General features: G+C 46.3%; 13 protein-coding genes. 2 read left to right on the plus strand and 11 right to left on the minus strand.

What is annotated here, in order from left to right; all coding sequences use genetic code 11:
- Positions 1 to 77 precede the first annotated feature (77 nt).
- The 9 genes from nuoF to KW844_RS24840 form a co-directional block, all read right to left on the minus strand.
- Positions 78 to 1,436: an NADH-quinone oxidoreductase subunit NuoF gene (gene nuoF, locus KW844_RS24800; protein ID WP_218379485.1), complete on the minus strand. Its 1,359-nt coding sequence runs from the start codon at positions 1,434 to 1,436 to the stop codon at positions 78 to 80.
- Between the two features lie 67 nt (positions 1,437 to 1,503).
- Positions 1,504 to 1,695: a hypothetical protein gene (locus KW844_RS24805; protein ID WP_218379486.1), complete on the minus strand. Its 192-nt coding sequence runs from the start codon at positions 1,693 to 1,695 to the stop codon at positions 1,504 to 1,506.
- 21 nt (positions 1,696 to 1,716) lie between these two features.
- The gene (gene nuoE / locus KW844_RS24810; protein ID WP_218379487.1) at positions 1,717 to 2,208 is read right to left on the minus strand and encodes an NAD(P)H-dependent oxidoreductase subunit E; all 492 of its coding nucleotides are present in this window, start codon (positions 2,206 to 2,208) and stop codon (positions 1,717 to 1,719) included.
- A gap of 132 nt (positions 2,209 to 2,340) precedes the next feature.
- The gene (locus KW844_RS24815) at positions 2,341 to 3,561 is read right to left on the minus strand and encodes an NADH-quinone oxidoreductase subunit D (protein ID WP_218379488.1); all 1,221 of its coding nucleotides are present in this window, start codon (positions 3,559 to 3,561) and stop codon (positions 2,341 to 2,343) included.
- 11 nt (positions 3,562 to 3,572) lie between these two features.
- Positions 3,573 to 4,088: an NADH-quinone oxidoreductase subunit C gene (locus tag KW844_RS24820; RefSeq protein ID WP_218379489.1), complete on the minus strand. Its 516-nt coding sequence runs from the start codon at positions 4,086 to 4,088 to the stop codon at positions 3,573 to 3,575.
- Positions 4,089 to 4,129: 41 nt separating this feature from the next.
- Complete coding sequence (locus KW844_RS24825; RefSeq protein ID WP_370626516.1) at positions 4,130 to 4,657, minus strand: NADH-quinone oxidoreductase subunit B; 528 nt, start codon at positions 4,655 to 4,657, stop codon at positions 4,130 to 4,132.
- Between the two features lie 60 nt (positions 4,658 to 4,717).
- Entirely contained in the window at positions 4,718 to 5,206 is a 489-nt protein-coding gene (locus KW844_RS24830; RefSeq protein ID WP_245805605.1) for an NADH-quinone oxidoreductase subunit A, read from the minus strand.
- A gap of 65 nt (positions 5,207 to 5,271) precedes the next feature.
- Positions 5,272 to 7,029: a hypothetical protein gene (locus tag KW844_RS24835; protein ID WP_218379491.1), complete on the minus strand. Its 1,758-nt coding sequence runs from the start codon at positions 7,027 to 7,029 to the stop codon at positions 5,272 to 5,274.
- Positions 7,030 to 7,065: 36 nt separating this feature from the next.
- Positions 7,066 to 7,983: a substrate-binding domain-containing protein gene (locus KW844_RS24840; protein ID WP_218379492.1), complete on the minus strand. Its 918-nt coding sequence runs from the start codon at positions 7,981 to 7,983 to the stop codon at positions 7,066 to 7,068.
- Positions 7,984 to 8,508: 525 nt separating this feature from the next.
- Between KW844_RS24840 and KW844_RS24845 the strand changes: the two genes are divergently transcribed.
- Both KW844_RS24845 and hisS read left to right on the plus strand, forming a co-directional pair.
- The gene (locus KW844_RS24845; RefSeq protein ID WP_218379493.1) at positions 8,509 to 8,937 is read left to right on the plus strand and encodes a low molecular weight protein-tyrosine-phosphatase; all 429 of its coding nucleotides are present in this window, start codon (positions 8,509 to 8,511) and stop codon (positions 8,935 to 8,937) included.
- 17 nt (positions 8,938 to 8,954) lie between these two features.
- Positions 8,955 to 10,304 carry a histidine--tRNA ligase gene (hisS, locus tag KW844_RS24850; protein ID WP_218379494.1) on the plus strand — a complete coding sequence of 450 codons (1,350 nt, stop codon included), beginning with the start codon at positions 8,955 to 8,957 and terminating at the stop codon, positions 10,302 to 10,304.
- A 68-nt stretch (positions 10,305 to 10,372) separates the two neighbouring features.
- Here the strand turns inward: hisS and KW844_RS24855 are convergent, their stop codons facing one another.
- Positions 10,373 to 12,388 carry a protein-disulfide reductase DsbD gene (locus KW844_RS24855; protein WP_218379495.1) on the minus strand — a complete coding sequence of 672 codons (2,016 nt, stop codon included), beginning with the start codon at positions 12,386 to 12,388 and terminating at the stop codon, positions 10,373 to 10,375.
- Between the two features lie 108 nt (positions 12,389 to 12,496).
- Positions 12,497 to 12,952 (minus strand): protein-disulfide reductase DsbD domain-containing protein, encoded by a 456-nt coding sequence (locus tag KW844_RS24860; RefSeq protein WP_218379496.1) that lies wholly within the window; start codon positions 12,950 to 12,952, stop codon positions 12,497 to 12,499.
- Positions 12,953 to 12,982 lie beyond the last annotated feature (30 nt).

The raw sequence follows: 12,982 nt of genomic DNA on the forward strand, positions 1-12,982 counted from the left end.
AACAAATTTCTTATCAAACTCCTTTGCTGCTTATGCTGCTTACCTGCTTTGCGAGCAAAAAAGATCTACTCCATTTCCTAAACTGTAGCCGCAACCGGCAATGGATCGGCGTAGTGTGCCAGGCCGAAGTTACGGCGCTGTGCTTCTTCCGGATTTTTCACATGCCATTCGAACTCGTCGCGGAAGTGACGGATAGCTGCTGCTACCGGCCATGCTGCGGCGTCGCCCAGCGGGCAGATGGTGTTACCTTCGATCTTACGCTGGATGTCCCAGAGCAGGTCGATGTCGCTCATCTTACCTTTACCTGTGTCGATATTTTTCAGCACTTTTTCCATCCAGCCGGTACCTTCACGGCAAGGGCTACACTGACCACAGCTTTCGTGGTGATAGAAGCGTGCGAAGGTGAGGGTGTTTTTAACGATACACTGATCCTCATCCATCACGATGAAACCACCGGAGCCCAGCATAGAGCCGGTTGCAAAACCGCCATCAGCCAAACTTTCATAGGTCATCATCCTGGTGTCCCCTTTTGCTGTTTTCAGCAGGAGGTTGGCAGGCAGCACCGGTACGGAAGAACCACCCGGGATACATGCTTTCAGACGTTTACCGTTTCTGATACCACCGCAGTATTCATCAGAGAAGATGAATTCTTCCACGGAGATATTCATTTCGATTTCATATACGCCTGGCTTGTTGATATTACCGCAGGCAGAAATCAGTTTGGTACCGGTAGATTTACCTGTACCGAGTTTAATATATTCATCGCCGCCGTACTTCACGATAGGTACAACAGCTGCGAGGGTTTCTACGTTGTTTACTACGGTAGGGCACTGCCAGAGGCCTTTTACCGCAGGGAACGGAGGTTTGATACGTGGATTACCGCGTTTACCTTCCAGGGACTCGATGAGCGCAGTTTCTTCACCACAGATGTAAGCACCGGCACCGCGTTGTACATATATTTCCAGGTCAAAACCGGTACCCTGAATGTTTTTACCCAGCCAGCCATTATTTTTCGCTTCCGCGATGGCCTGTTCCAGGATATCAGGAATCCACGCGTATTCGCCGCGGATATAGATGTAGCATGCGTTTGCTCCGAGGGTGAAGCTGGAGATCAGCAGCCCTTCGATCAGCAGGTGCGGGAGGAATTCCATGAGGTAGCGGTCTTTAAAAGTACCGGGCTCTGATTCATCCGCATTACAAACGAGGTAACGGGGAACACCTTCAGGCTTGGCAATGAAGCTCCATTTCATACCGGTAGGGAAGCCGGCACCACCACGACCTCTGAGGCCACTCTTTTTCACTTCTTCCAGAACAGCTTCAGGCCCCATGCTTTTCAGCGCTTTTTCAGCTGCAGCATAACCGCCGTTTTTCCGGTAAGTATCGTAATACCGGATGCCTTCAATATGTGCGTTTTCTAAAAGTAATTTGCGTCCCATTTTCTTCCTTATAGATTGATAACAACAGCAGCTGTCACCAACAGATTTTTGTATAGATTAAAGACCATCAGGCTTTGCTGGCGCCGCGTTTTGCGATGCGGTTGCCAAGGCGGTACAACAGGTATCCGGTGCTGACACCGAAAACAAAGGAAACAAAAGCATTCTCAATTCTCCACAATGCCGTGAATAAGCCCAGCAGCAGTATGGCTTCGATAATTAAGAATTTATTTTGCAGTAATAACCCTGTCAATAACCTCATGGGTATTTGTTTTAACTGGAATTAGTTAGCCTTTGCCCTGCACTCCGCGATGATGTCGTCCACTTTCGCAGGCGTCAGGTGTTCCCGGTAATGCTTACCCAGCTGCATCATTGGTGCATAACCACAGGCGCCCAGACATTCCACCAACTTCAGTGTAAACATGCCATCAGCGGTAGTTTCACCTACACCAATACCCAGTTTGGATTTGATGTAATCGATGATGTTATCGGAACCGCTCACCATGCAGGGACCAGTCTGACAAACTTCAAACAGGTATTTCCCAACTGGTGTGAGATTAAACATGCTGTAGAACGTAGCTACTTCGTATACTTCGATAGGCTTGATCTGCAGCAGCGATGCTACATAGTCCATCGTTTCTGCGCTCAACCACCCACCAAATGCTTCCTGTGCCAGGTGTAGCACTGGTATCAGCGCACTTTTTTGCTTTCCTTCCGGATAGCGTGCAATGATCTCTTTTACTTTATTCAGTTTCTCTTCAGAAAATTGAACCACAGCTATTGATAATTTATAATTGAATAAACCTGTTGCCTTTCTTTTTTTCAGGGAGATGTAAATGCAGCTGCAGTTAATCTCTCCCGATATATAAAACAACAAGACTAAGAACTTTTATTACACTTCGTATCACTACGCATCCAGCTCCCCTGCGATCAGGTTAAGGCTACTCATACAGATGATGGCATCTGAGATCATAGCGCCTTCCACCAGTTCAGCATATGCCTGATAGTAAATAAAGCATGGACGACGGAAGTGCAGGCGGTAAGGACTACGGCCACCATCGCTGATGAGGTAGAATCCTAATTCACCGTTGGCACCTTCCACCGCACTGTATATTTCTCCCGGCACAATATCCGTTTCACCCATCACAATTTTGAAGTGATAGATGAGGGCTTCCATTTTCGTATATACATCCTCTTTAAGAGGCAGGTAAAATTCAGGTACGTTGGCGTGGTATACATCATCCGGCAGATCTTTGAGTTTCACGAGTGCCTGACGGATAATGCTAAGGCTTTCCCACATTTCGGCGTTACGCACCAGGTAGCGGTCGTAGCAGTCGCCGGTGGTACCTACCGGAACGGTGAAGTCGAAATCCTGGTAAGAGCAGTAAGGCGTAGCCACTCGCACGTCGTAATCCACTCCGGCAGCGCGGAGGTTAGGACCGGTGAAGCCGTAGCTCATAGCGCGTTTAGCGTCGATACCACCTACCCCTTGTGTACGTTCGATGAAGATACGGTTGCGGGTGAGGAGGGTTTCGAATTCCTTGAGTGCTTTTGGATATTCTTCCAGAAATCGGTCCAGTTTTGTCCATACGGCAGGGGTAAAGTTTCTTTCGAAACCACCTACACGGCCGATATTGGTAGTCAAACGGGAGCCACAGATCTCTTCATAAATTTCATAGATCAACTCGCGGTAGGTCATCAGGTATACGAAACCGGTGAGGGCACCGGTATCCACGCCCATTACCGAGTTACAGATCAGGTGATCTGCGATGCGGGCTAATTCCATGATGATTACACGCATGTAATCAACACGTTTAGGAATTTCGATACCGAGGAGTTTTTCCACTGTCAGGTGCCAGCCCATATTATTGATGGGAGAAGAGCAGTAGTTGAGACGATCTGTGAGTGGAGTGATCTGGTAGTAAGGGCGTCGTTCGGCAATTTTTTCGAAAGCGCGGTGGATATAACCCACAGTAGATTCAGCGCTGACGATGCGTTCACCGTCGATTTCCAGAATATTTTGGAACACACCGTGAGTAGCCGGGTGGGTAGGACCCAGGTTCAGGGTGGTAGTAGCTTTTTCTATGGAGCCTTGCGGCAGATTTACGTGTTGTTTCTGATCTAGCATATCCTTAAGTATTAAATGTTTCCGCCGCGACCAAACATCTCATCGTCTTTATCGACACGCATGGAGTCTTCGAGCGGGAATTCCTTACGCATGGGGAAATAAGTCATTTCGTCCACGTTTAGGATACGTTTCAGATTAGGGTGACCAACGAAGTCGATCCCAAAAAAGTCATATGTTTCGCGCTCCATCCAGTTTGCAGAGAGAAACAGGCTGGTAGCGGTGTATACTTTAGGTGCAGCAACCGGTGCAAAAACTTTGAGGCGGATACGTACGTTGTCCACGAAGTTATGCAGGTGGTAGATGACGGCCAGTTCTTCTTCTTTCCTTTCCGGATAGTGAACGGCAGTGATATCTGTCAAAAACTGAAAACGCAATTCCTCATCATCAAACAGGAATTGCATTACTTTCAGGTTAGAATCACGTTGTGCGGTGAAGGTGAGCATGCCATACGGCTCTTCGAAGCCGGTGACCACATCTCCAAACTTCTCCGTAAGGCGTTGCTGTATGCGTTCGTTTGTTAAAGACATTAACAAGAATAATTTACGTTAACGATTTACCTGTTCTTCGGTTATTTGATACCGTATGATTCCATGAGTTCGCGGTATTTCTCGGAGTTACGGCGGCGGAGGCTCTCGTTATGTACGAGGTCCTGGATGCGCATAAATCCGTCGATGATACCTTCTGGTCTTGGAGGGCATCCTGGTACATATACATCTACCGGGATTACCTGATCAATCCCCTGAAGAACGGAGTAAGTATCGAAAATACCACCACTGGAGGCGCAGGCACCTACTGCCATTACCCAGCGTGGTTCAGCCATTTGCAGGTATACCTGGCGTACGATAGGACCCATTTTTTTGGAAATGGTACCCATTACCATCAGGAGGTCGCACTGGCGTGGTGTAAACGCCATACGCTCTGCACCAAAACGCGCCATATCATAGGTGGCAGCCATGGTTGCCATAAATTCAATTCCACAGCAGGAAGTGGCAAAAGGCAGCGGCCAGATGGAGTTTTTACGGGCCAGACCTATGACTTTATCAAAAGAGGTGGCGTAAAATCCTTCACCGGAATACCCCTCAGGGATTTCCACCATCTTCACATTAGTATTATATTGAACCGGACGAGGCATGGTATTAGTTTTAATGATTTAAGATTAGTCTTCCCATTTGAGAGCTCCCTTCTTCACGATATAAATAAATCCGCAGAGGAAAAATCCGACAAACATCAACACGGCAGTAAATCCTTCCCAACCAAGGTCTCTGAAATTAACAGCGTAGGGATAAAAAAAGATTACTTCCACATCAAATAGCACAAAGAGAATGGCTGTAAGAAAGTATTTGATGGCTACCGGCTGGCGGGCATTTCCTTTTTGCTCGATTCCGCTCTCAAAGTTAATGAGCTTATCCTCCGTTTTACGTTTTGGACCCAAAAAGTGGGTGGCGAGCATGGTAATTCCAACGAAACCTAGAGCAGCAAGTAATTGCAGTACAATAGGGAAATAGCTGAAGGGCGTCGTTGCTGACAAAAGTTCAGTTTCTGTATACATAAGCTTCCCGATAAAAATATTGACCGAATGCGCAAAAATACTGTAACTAAACCAAATATCAAATGAATAAACCTTTAAAATATTAGATTTTTTCATTAACCAGGAACAAAAAAACCCTCTGAAGTTCAGAGGGTTTTTTTGTTTATCACAAGATAAGTTAATTACTTGTTGCTGGCTGCAGTTTTGGCACCATTACCTGCTGGTTTGGCAGGTTTTTCGCGTGCAGCCATGTTTTCTTTGATTTCTTTCACTGTTACGCTGGTAGGATCTACAGACAGCAGTTTATCAGCGTATGCGTTGATATTCTCTTTGTCTTCTTTGTTGTAGTAGTACAGCAGCATATAGGTGTAAGCGTTGATCAGGTTAGATTTGTATTTAGCCGGATCAGCACCTGCGGTTTCGATATATTTCTCGAAGTAGGGTTTAGCTACACCGCTCTGACCCTGCTGGTCTTTTGCGTAGTTAGCCATACCTCTGTAGTAGTAACCAGGGATATAGTCTGGCTTCGCTTCGATCATTTTACCATACAGCTCATCAGATTTGTTGAGCAGGGTAGTATCGATTGGTTTTGCAGTAGCACCACCATAATAGTACATCTGAGCTGGCAGATAGTAGTCAATTGCCTGCAGGGTTTCTTTGTTAGCTACGCGCAGGTCATTTGCTTTTACATACCACTCACCTGCTTTGTCATATTTGCGGGCAGTTTTGTAAGCTTCAGCAACAGCGTTGTAAGCTTCCACATCTCTGGTAGTATCCATAGCTGCGAATTTCTCCAGGTAGCCCAGACCTTTATCGGTGTAACCTGCCTGAGTTGCAGAATCAGCATCTTTCAGACGCAGGTAGATAGTGCTCATCAGTTTATAGTCCTGAACAGTCAGTTTACCCTCACCTGCTTTGGTGGCATAAGCGTCCATTACTTTCTTAGCGTTCAGGGAATCACCTTTCTGCAGGTAAGCATCACCTACGAGGAGGTTCAGTTTATCAGCAGTTTCTTCAGTTGCGGTAGAGAGTGCTGCATTACCTTTAGTGATAGCTGCATCGTAATCTTTCTTGAAGAAGGCTACAGAAGCGTCCAGGTATTGCAGTTTTGCTTTATCCGCAGGATCTGCTACTTCCATATACTGCTGCAGGTAACCAGCAGCTCTGCCCCAGTCCAGCTGATCTTTTTTAGGAGTGGTGTAGAACAGGAACAACTCATAGAATGCCGGAGCATACTTAGGGTCCATGTTGGTAGCTTTGGTCCAGTCAGCTACTGCTTCCGCTTTCAGACGGGCATTGTAGTTAACAAGGCCTTGCTTGAGCACGGCTTCTGCGTTGTTAGCGTCCAGCTCCAGTGCTTTTTCGTATGTGGTAATCGCTTTACCACCGTTTTCTCCACCGAGGAAGCGGTAAGCATCACCCAGTTCGATATAGTCGGCAGCAGTTGCAGTGTATACTTCTTTTTTCTTACGGCCTTCATTGTTCAGTAATTTTTCCATTACTGTCAGTGCATAGGCACGGTCGCCACCTTTAATTTCGCTGCTTGCATCGGCGATAGCGCGTGCAACGTCACCATCTCTACCCTGGGTAGCAGCGCTGGCAGCTTCAAATTTTTGCTTGGCAGCACCAGCATCTCCTTTGATCAGGTCAAGTCGGCCCATACCCACCTGCAATAATGCAGAGGTAGGAACAGCCTGCAAACCTTTCTGGAAAGTGGCGGCAGCACCAGCCTCATCACCCATGGCCAGTTGTGCTATACCCATGTAATAATAGGCTTTGTCTTCTGTTGGCTTCGCACCAATTACTTTTTCAAAATTCTGTTTTGCGGACAGATTTTTGCCGTAGTACAGGTCTTTCAATCCATCTTCTACAGATTGAGCCATCACGCTGCTGGATGCAGCGCAAAGCATTGCTACGAGTAAACTTTTCCGTCTGTTCATTTGCAATCTGATTTTTTAATTTTTAGTTGTGTGTTTCTACTTCAGGTTGGCCTCTCGAAATACTACATTCAATCTGGCCGGAAATAACCGGAACTGCTTGATTACCAGCTGTCCCTCGTAACTTCCTAAAAATGTGGCAAACCCCGAACCCAATCCATTATACGGTTCCTTCAGGCAGTAAAAGAATCCACGTTTAAGCGGGTAACTGCCTATCGCTATGTAAGCCTGGTGAGGCCTTACAAATTCGGAGTAGCCATCTGCGCGTAACTTGGCTACGGTTACATCGTTGGTAAAGGCCAGGGAAAGTGAATCGTTTGGATCTGCGATCCAGCTAACACCTATTACTCCCATGGCATCTTTGTTTTTTGTCACATAATCCACCACTTCCGGGTTAGTTTTAGCCGCCATGGTATTGGCAGGCAAAGCTTTTCCTTTATTAATGGAGTCTCTGATATAGCGTACGGTGCTCGAGTTGGCATTATCAAACACCAGTTGCCACTTCCTGTCGGTTGCCGAACCATCCATTATCGCTCTTACCTGGTCCATTGTGAGGATGGAATCCGGATTACTGTGATTCACAATTAGTGCCAAAGCATCCCAGGCGAGGAGTAAACTACGAGGTTTTATGTTAATTTTCTGAAAATAATCCTTCTCTTCCTGATTAAATTCCCTCGTTACTATTATCAGTCTTGAACTGTCGTTCAGCAAATCTTTAAAACATTCCGCTTCGGGTTTGTATTCCGCAATCACTTTCGTTTTTGGATACAATGACTCGAAAACCTTTATCTCCGCTTCAATCAGAGGTTGGTATGACTCATCCACTGTTATGTGAATGGTTCCCTCAGTTGGTGTATCCAGTTTCTTTTTGTTTGGATTACTGTTGCAGGCAGAGAATACAAGTGCACCCATTGCCAGGCCCAGGGCCATGGTCTTAGTAATATTGAAAAATCTCATAAAACAAACCTCCTTTCGCTTATATTTTGTTTTAAAATAATTTTCTTGCGCCATTAACTACTCTAAAGAGACCGTAAATACAGAGTACAACTCCTAATATAGTCATCCACTGCGGTGATAAACGGAACTCTCCCAAGCCTAATTGACGCGCGAAAATCGCGAAAAGACCGAAGAGAATAAAAAATAACCCTCTAACTAATTCGCCTATAGGTCTATACCTGTTATCCGTGCGTTTGTTTTGTTCGTCCTGCATCATCTATGGTTGCGATTTACAATTATACAAAAAAATATTTTTTAATCCGGCATATGATCTTTTAGAAGTTTGTTAAAAAAAACTGCTAAATAACCGCGCAATTGTATATCCATCGGCAATTTGAGTCATTTTTTCAACAATTCGTATTTTTTATTGAGAAATTTCGTCCTATATACCAGATTTCTTTTATATAGATGCAAATCAATGCAGGTTTCCATAATATCTTGTAGGTTTGCGGCCAGAATTTCAATTTCTTTAACATGAAAATTTTAATGGTCTGCCTTGGAAATATTTGTCGCTCCCCCCTTGCGGAGGGTGTGATGCGCTATTTGGCTGCCAGCAGTAAACATACCCACTGGGAAATCGACTCCGCCGGAACCGGCAACTGGCACATCGGAGACGCGCCAGACAAGCGCTCAACCCTGGTCGCCAAAAGAAACGGGATCGATATTTCCACGCACAGAGGCCAGCAGTTCTCGGCCAGGGACTTTGACCGCTTCGACCGCATCTACGTCATGGACCGCAGCAACTATAACAACGTTATACATTTGGCCCGACATGAAGCAGACCGCCAGAAAGTTCATTTCCTCCTGGAAAATGAACAGGAAGTGCCGGACCCCTACTTCGACGACAACATGTTTGCACCAGTATATGAATTGATTTTCAAAGCCTGCGAACGAATCATAAATAAAGAACAATAACATTCAACTTTTTATAAATGATCAAACCTAGCATTCCTAAAGGTACCCGCGACTTCGGCCCGGTGATCGTAAGAAAGCGCAATTATATTTTCCAGACTATCCGCCAGGTATTTGAACTGTACGGATTTCAGCCGCTGGAAACACCTGCCATGGAAAACTTATCCACATTGACAGGTAAATACGGCGAAGAGGGCGATAAACTGATGTTCAAAGTGCTGGATAATGGCGAAATTTTTGACGCAGCCAGCAAAGCCACCAACAATAAAGACCTCGTAGCCGCTATCAGCGAAAAAGCGCTCCGCTACGACCTCACCATCCCGTTTGCCCGCTACGTGGTCATGAACCAGAACGACCTAGCCCTCCCCTTCAAACGCTATCAGATGCAGCCGGTATGGCGCGCCGATAAGCCGCAAAAGGGCCGCTACCGCGAGTTTTATCAATGCGACGCCGATGTGGTAGGCAGCAACTCCCTCGTAAACGAAGTGGAACTCCTGCTCATCTACGACGCTGTTTTCACCAGCCTCGGTCTGGCCGGCGTAGAACTGCGCATCAACAACCGTAAAATCCTCTCCGGACTGGCAGAAGTAATCGGAAAACAGGAACTCCTGACTGACATCACCATCTCCATCGATAAACTCGATAAAATTGGTGCCGAAGGGGTGCGTAAAGAACTGAGCGACCGCGGATTAAGCGATTCCGATATTAATACAATCGAAAAGTTCCTTACAATAGGTGGTACCAACGAAGAAAAATTAAGTCAGCTCGCTGAACTGCTGCAAACCAGCGCTACTGGCCTCAAAGGGATCGAAGAATTAAAATTTGTGCTCAACTCAGGCCTCACCACCTTTAACAACGAGCCAATCATCGACGTAACCCTCGCCCGTGGCCTCAACTACTACACCGGCATGATCGTGGAAGTAAAAGCCCCTGCTACTGTGAAAATGGGCAGCATCGGCGGTGGCGGCCGTTACGACGATCTCACGGGCCTCTTCGGCCTCAAAGGCATTTCCGGCGTAGGTATCTCATTCGGGGTAGACCGCATCTACGATGTGCTGGAAGAATTAAATCTCTTCCCGGAAACTGCCCAGCAATCCACGAAAGTGATTTTCTTAAATCTCGGTGAAGCAAACGCGGTGGCCGCATTTAAACATGTACAAGCCCTGCGCGCCAAAGGCATCGCTGCTGAAATATATCCTGAATCTGCCAAAATGGATAAACAGATGAAATATGCCAATAAAAGAGGTATTCCATTTGTAGCCATTATCGGCGAATCCGAACTGCTGGAGAATAATGTGAGTGTGAAAAACCTGACGACAGGTCAGCAGGAGAAAGTAGCGGGAGCAGATGTGGTTAACTACAATTTCTAAAATGCTACAACAGATACTGGTGTGTCTATAAATAATAAAGCCGGCCAAGTGGCCGGCTTTATTATTTATTATTTATTTCTATTTGCAAATTCTGCTTTTGCAGCTTCCAAATACTGTACAAACGCATCCACATCTTCTTTCGGATCATAACCATATCCTTTCATCGCCAGTGGCTTACCTGTCAGGTCAACCGGGATGTAGTAAGGCTGTGAGTTCCTGTTGAAGTTGGTCGCTTCCAGGTCCTGGTTACGCTGGCCGATGTTCATCACCTTTGTACCGTCAAATTTAGACACATACTGCTCATTTTCAGGCAGTTTGGTTTTCTCATCTGTATACAGTGAAGCTACTACAAAGTCGTTACGCAGGATTTTCATCACTTTAGGGCTGGAAAGCACTGATTTTTCAAACTTACGGCAGTTCACACAAGTGTGACCGGTAAAGTCGAGCATCAGGGGCTTTTTAGCTTCTTTGGCGGCTGCCAGTGCTTCTTCATAATCGAAGAACACGTTTTCCACACCCGGAATTTCAGAGTGCAGGATACCTACCAGCTTTTTAGGTTTGATCGTGAGGGCGTTGGCTTTTTCACCACCACCGCCGCCGCCGCTTTCCAGCGATGCCTGGATATCAATCAGGCTGCGGTTGATGTTGAAGTCCTGGGAACCTTCATGCGGTAAGAAGCCGGAGATGCCTTTCAGCGGTGCTCCCCACATACCAGGAATCATGTACACCACGAAAGTGAAGGTCACAATCGCAAAGCACAGACGGGTAACAGAGAGGTAAGGCACATCGCTGTCGTGACTCAGCTTCAATTTACCCAGCAGGTATACGCCCATCAGGGCAAAGATGGCAATCCACAGCGCCAGGAAGATCTCTCTGTCCAGCAGGTTCCAGTGGTAAGCCATGTCTACGTTCGACAGGAATTTCAGTGCCAATGCCAGTTCCAGGAAACCTAACACTACTTTCACGGCATTCAGCCAGCCACCGGATTTACCGATTTTATTCAGCAGGCTAGGGAAGAGTGCGAACAGGGAGAAAGGAATGGCCAGGGCCAGTGAAAATCCGAACATACCTACCAAAGGACCGGTGTTCCCACCTTTTGCCGCCAGTACCAACAGGTTACCCAGGATTGGACCAGTGCAGGAGAAGGAAACAATAGCCAGGGTGAGCGCCATGAAGAAGATACCCATGAAGCTGCCCATGCCGGCTTTGGAATCGGATACGTTTGCCCATTTGCTAGGCAGGCTGATTTCGAATGCTCCCAGGAAGGAGAATGCGAACAGCAGGAAGATCACGAAGAATATAAAGTTCGCTACACCGTTGCTCGCCAGGGAGTTCAGAGCGCCGGCACCAAAAATTTTAGTGATCAGGAAACCCAGGAAGGTGTAGATAACGATGATAGACAAGGAATAGAAAAACGCATTTTTGATACCCTGAGCCCGGGTAGCACTTCTCTTAGTGAAGAAGCTCACCGTGATAGGAATCATGGAAAATACGCAAGGGGTAATCAGCGCGATGAAACCACCACCAAAGCTCGCCAGGAAAATCCACAGGAGAGACTTATTAGAGGCATCATCATCTGCTACGTCAGAAGGTGCAGCATCGCCGCTGGCTGCAACCGCTGTATTCGCAGCAGCGCCAGGGAGTTCCACATCAAATGCAGCTTCTTCCGGCAGCACTTCTTCGCCTTTCAATGCCATGTAATTCACTACACCGGAGAGTTTGGTAGCACCTGCAGCAGCTTTTACATCCGCCACCAGTTCTACTTCATTCTCGAAGTATTTTACATCCACATTGTCGAACAGCGGTTCTTTTTTGCTGAGCAGCTGACCTTTTTCGGTGATACCGGCTACAGTACCTGCGGCGCTGTCGAGCACCACACGGGTGTTAGGCGCATCATCAGCCATGGTGGTAGAGTACAGCTGTACTCCTTTTTCAATCACCCCTTTTAAGTGTAAGGTATATTCAGTGTCGCTTTTCTTTTCAGCGGAAAACTCCCACTTCACTGGTTTCGGGCTCTGATCCTGTGCATTGGCACTTAATCCAAATATAAAAACAGGTATCAGAAATGAAAGCAAATGCTTCATAAAGTCAATAGGCTTTAAATAATACTTCAGAAACTAAACAACAAACGAGTTCCAGTTAAGTGGAACTCGTTTGATAAAACTCTTTTATGCGTAAGTAGCGGATGCAACTTATTTACCTCCAACGGTGATTGCGAACTCAGTTTCTTTTGGAGGAAGGCACTGATGATCGTCACAAACCATGAATTCCACGGTACCTTTCACTTTGTTGGCAGCTTTACCTTTAACGGTAACTTTCTGTACGAAGTCAACGGTGTTTTCGTAGTATTTCAGTTCGGAATTGAAGTTTTTATCGAAGTTTTTGTGCAGTTTACCAACTTCCTGGATTTTACCTACTGGTGTCACCAGTGGATTTTTAGCAATTGTAAAGGTGGTAGGAACAGGACCTTCACCAGCGTCCTGCGCGTACAGGTGCCAGCCGGCATCGATGGTAGCAGTCATGTGCAGTTCGTAAGTGGTAGCATCAATTTTCTTTGAGCTGAATTTCCATTTTACCGGATTCTCTATCTGGGCACTTGCCAGGAAAGGCAAGGCGAATAAAACCATAGCTGTTAATAACTTCTTCATACTTAGCTTTTTAATTGGTTGGTGGTTCGA

The sequence above is a fragment of the Chitinophaga sp. sic0106 genome, assembly GCF_019219075.1.
GTDB lineage: Bacteria > Bacteroidota > Bacteroidia > Chitinophagales > Chitinophagaceae > Chitinophaga.

Bases quoted from the DNA above. Each gene is read 5' to 3' on its own strand.
- nuoF (WP_218379485.1), bottom strand. From the start codon at position 1,436: ATGGGACGCAAATTACTTTTAGAAAACGCACATATTGAAGGCATCCGG.
- KW844_RS24805 (WP_218379486.1), bottom strand. From the start codon at position 1,695: ATGAGGTTATTGACAGGGTTATTACTGCAAAATAAATTCTTAATTATC.
- KW844_RS24815 (WP_218379488.1), bottom strand. From the start codon at position 3,561: ATGCTAGATCAGAAACAACACGTAAATCTGCCGCAAGGCTCCATAGAA.
- KW844_RS24820 (WP_218379489.1), bottom strand. From the start codon at position 4,088: ATGTCTTTAACAAACGAACGCATACAGCAACGCCTTACGGAGAAGTTT.
- KW844_RS24825 (WP_370626516.1), bottom strand. From the start codon at position 4,657: ATGGTGGAAATCCCTGAGGGGTATTCCGGTGAAGGATTTTACGCCACC.
- KW844_RS24830 (WP_245805605.1), bottom strand. From the start codon at position 5,206: ATGAAAAAATCTAATATTTTAAAGGTTTATTCATTTGATATTTGGTTT.
- KW844_RS24835 (WP_218379491.1), bottom strand. From the start codon at position 7,029: ATGAACAGACGGAAAAGTTTACTCGTAGCAATGCTTTGCGCTGCATCC.
- KW844_RS24840 (WP_218379492.1), bottom strand. From the start codon at position 7,983: ATGAGATTTTTCAATATTACTAAGACCATGGCCCTGGGCCTGGCAATG.
- KW844_RS24845 (WP_218379493.1), top strand. From the start codon at position 8,509: ATGGTCTGCCTTGGAAATATTTGTCGCTCCCCCCTTGCGGAGGGTGTG.
- hisS (WP_218379494.1), top strand. From the start codon at position 8,955: ATGATCAAACCTAGCATTCCTAAAGGTACCCGCGACTTCGGCCCGGTG.
- KW844_RS24855 (WP_218379495.1), bottom strand. From the start codon at position 12,388: ATGAAGCATTTGCTTTCATTTCTGATACCTGTTTTTATATTTGGATTA.
- KW844_RS24860 (WP_218379496.1), bottom strand. From the start codon at position 12,952: ATGAAGAAGTTATTAACAGCTATGGTTTTATTCGCCTTGCCTTTCCTG.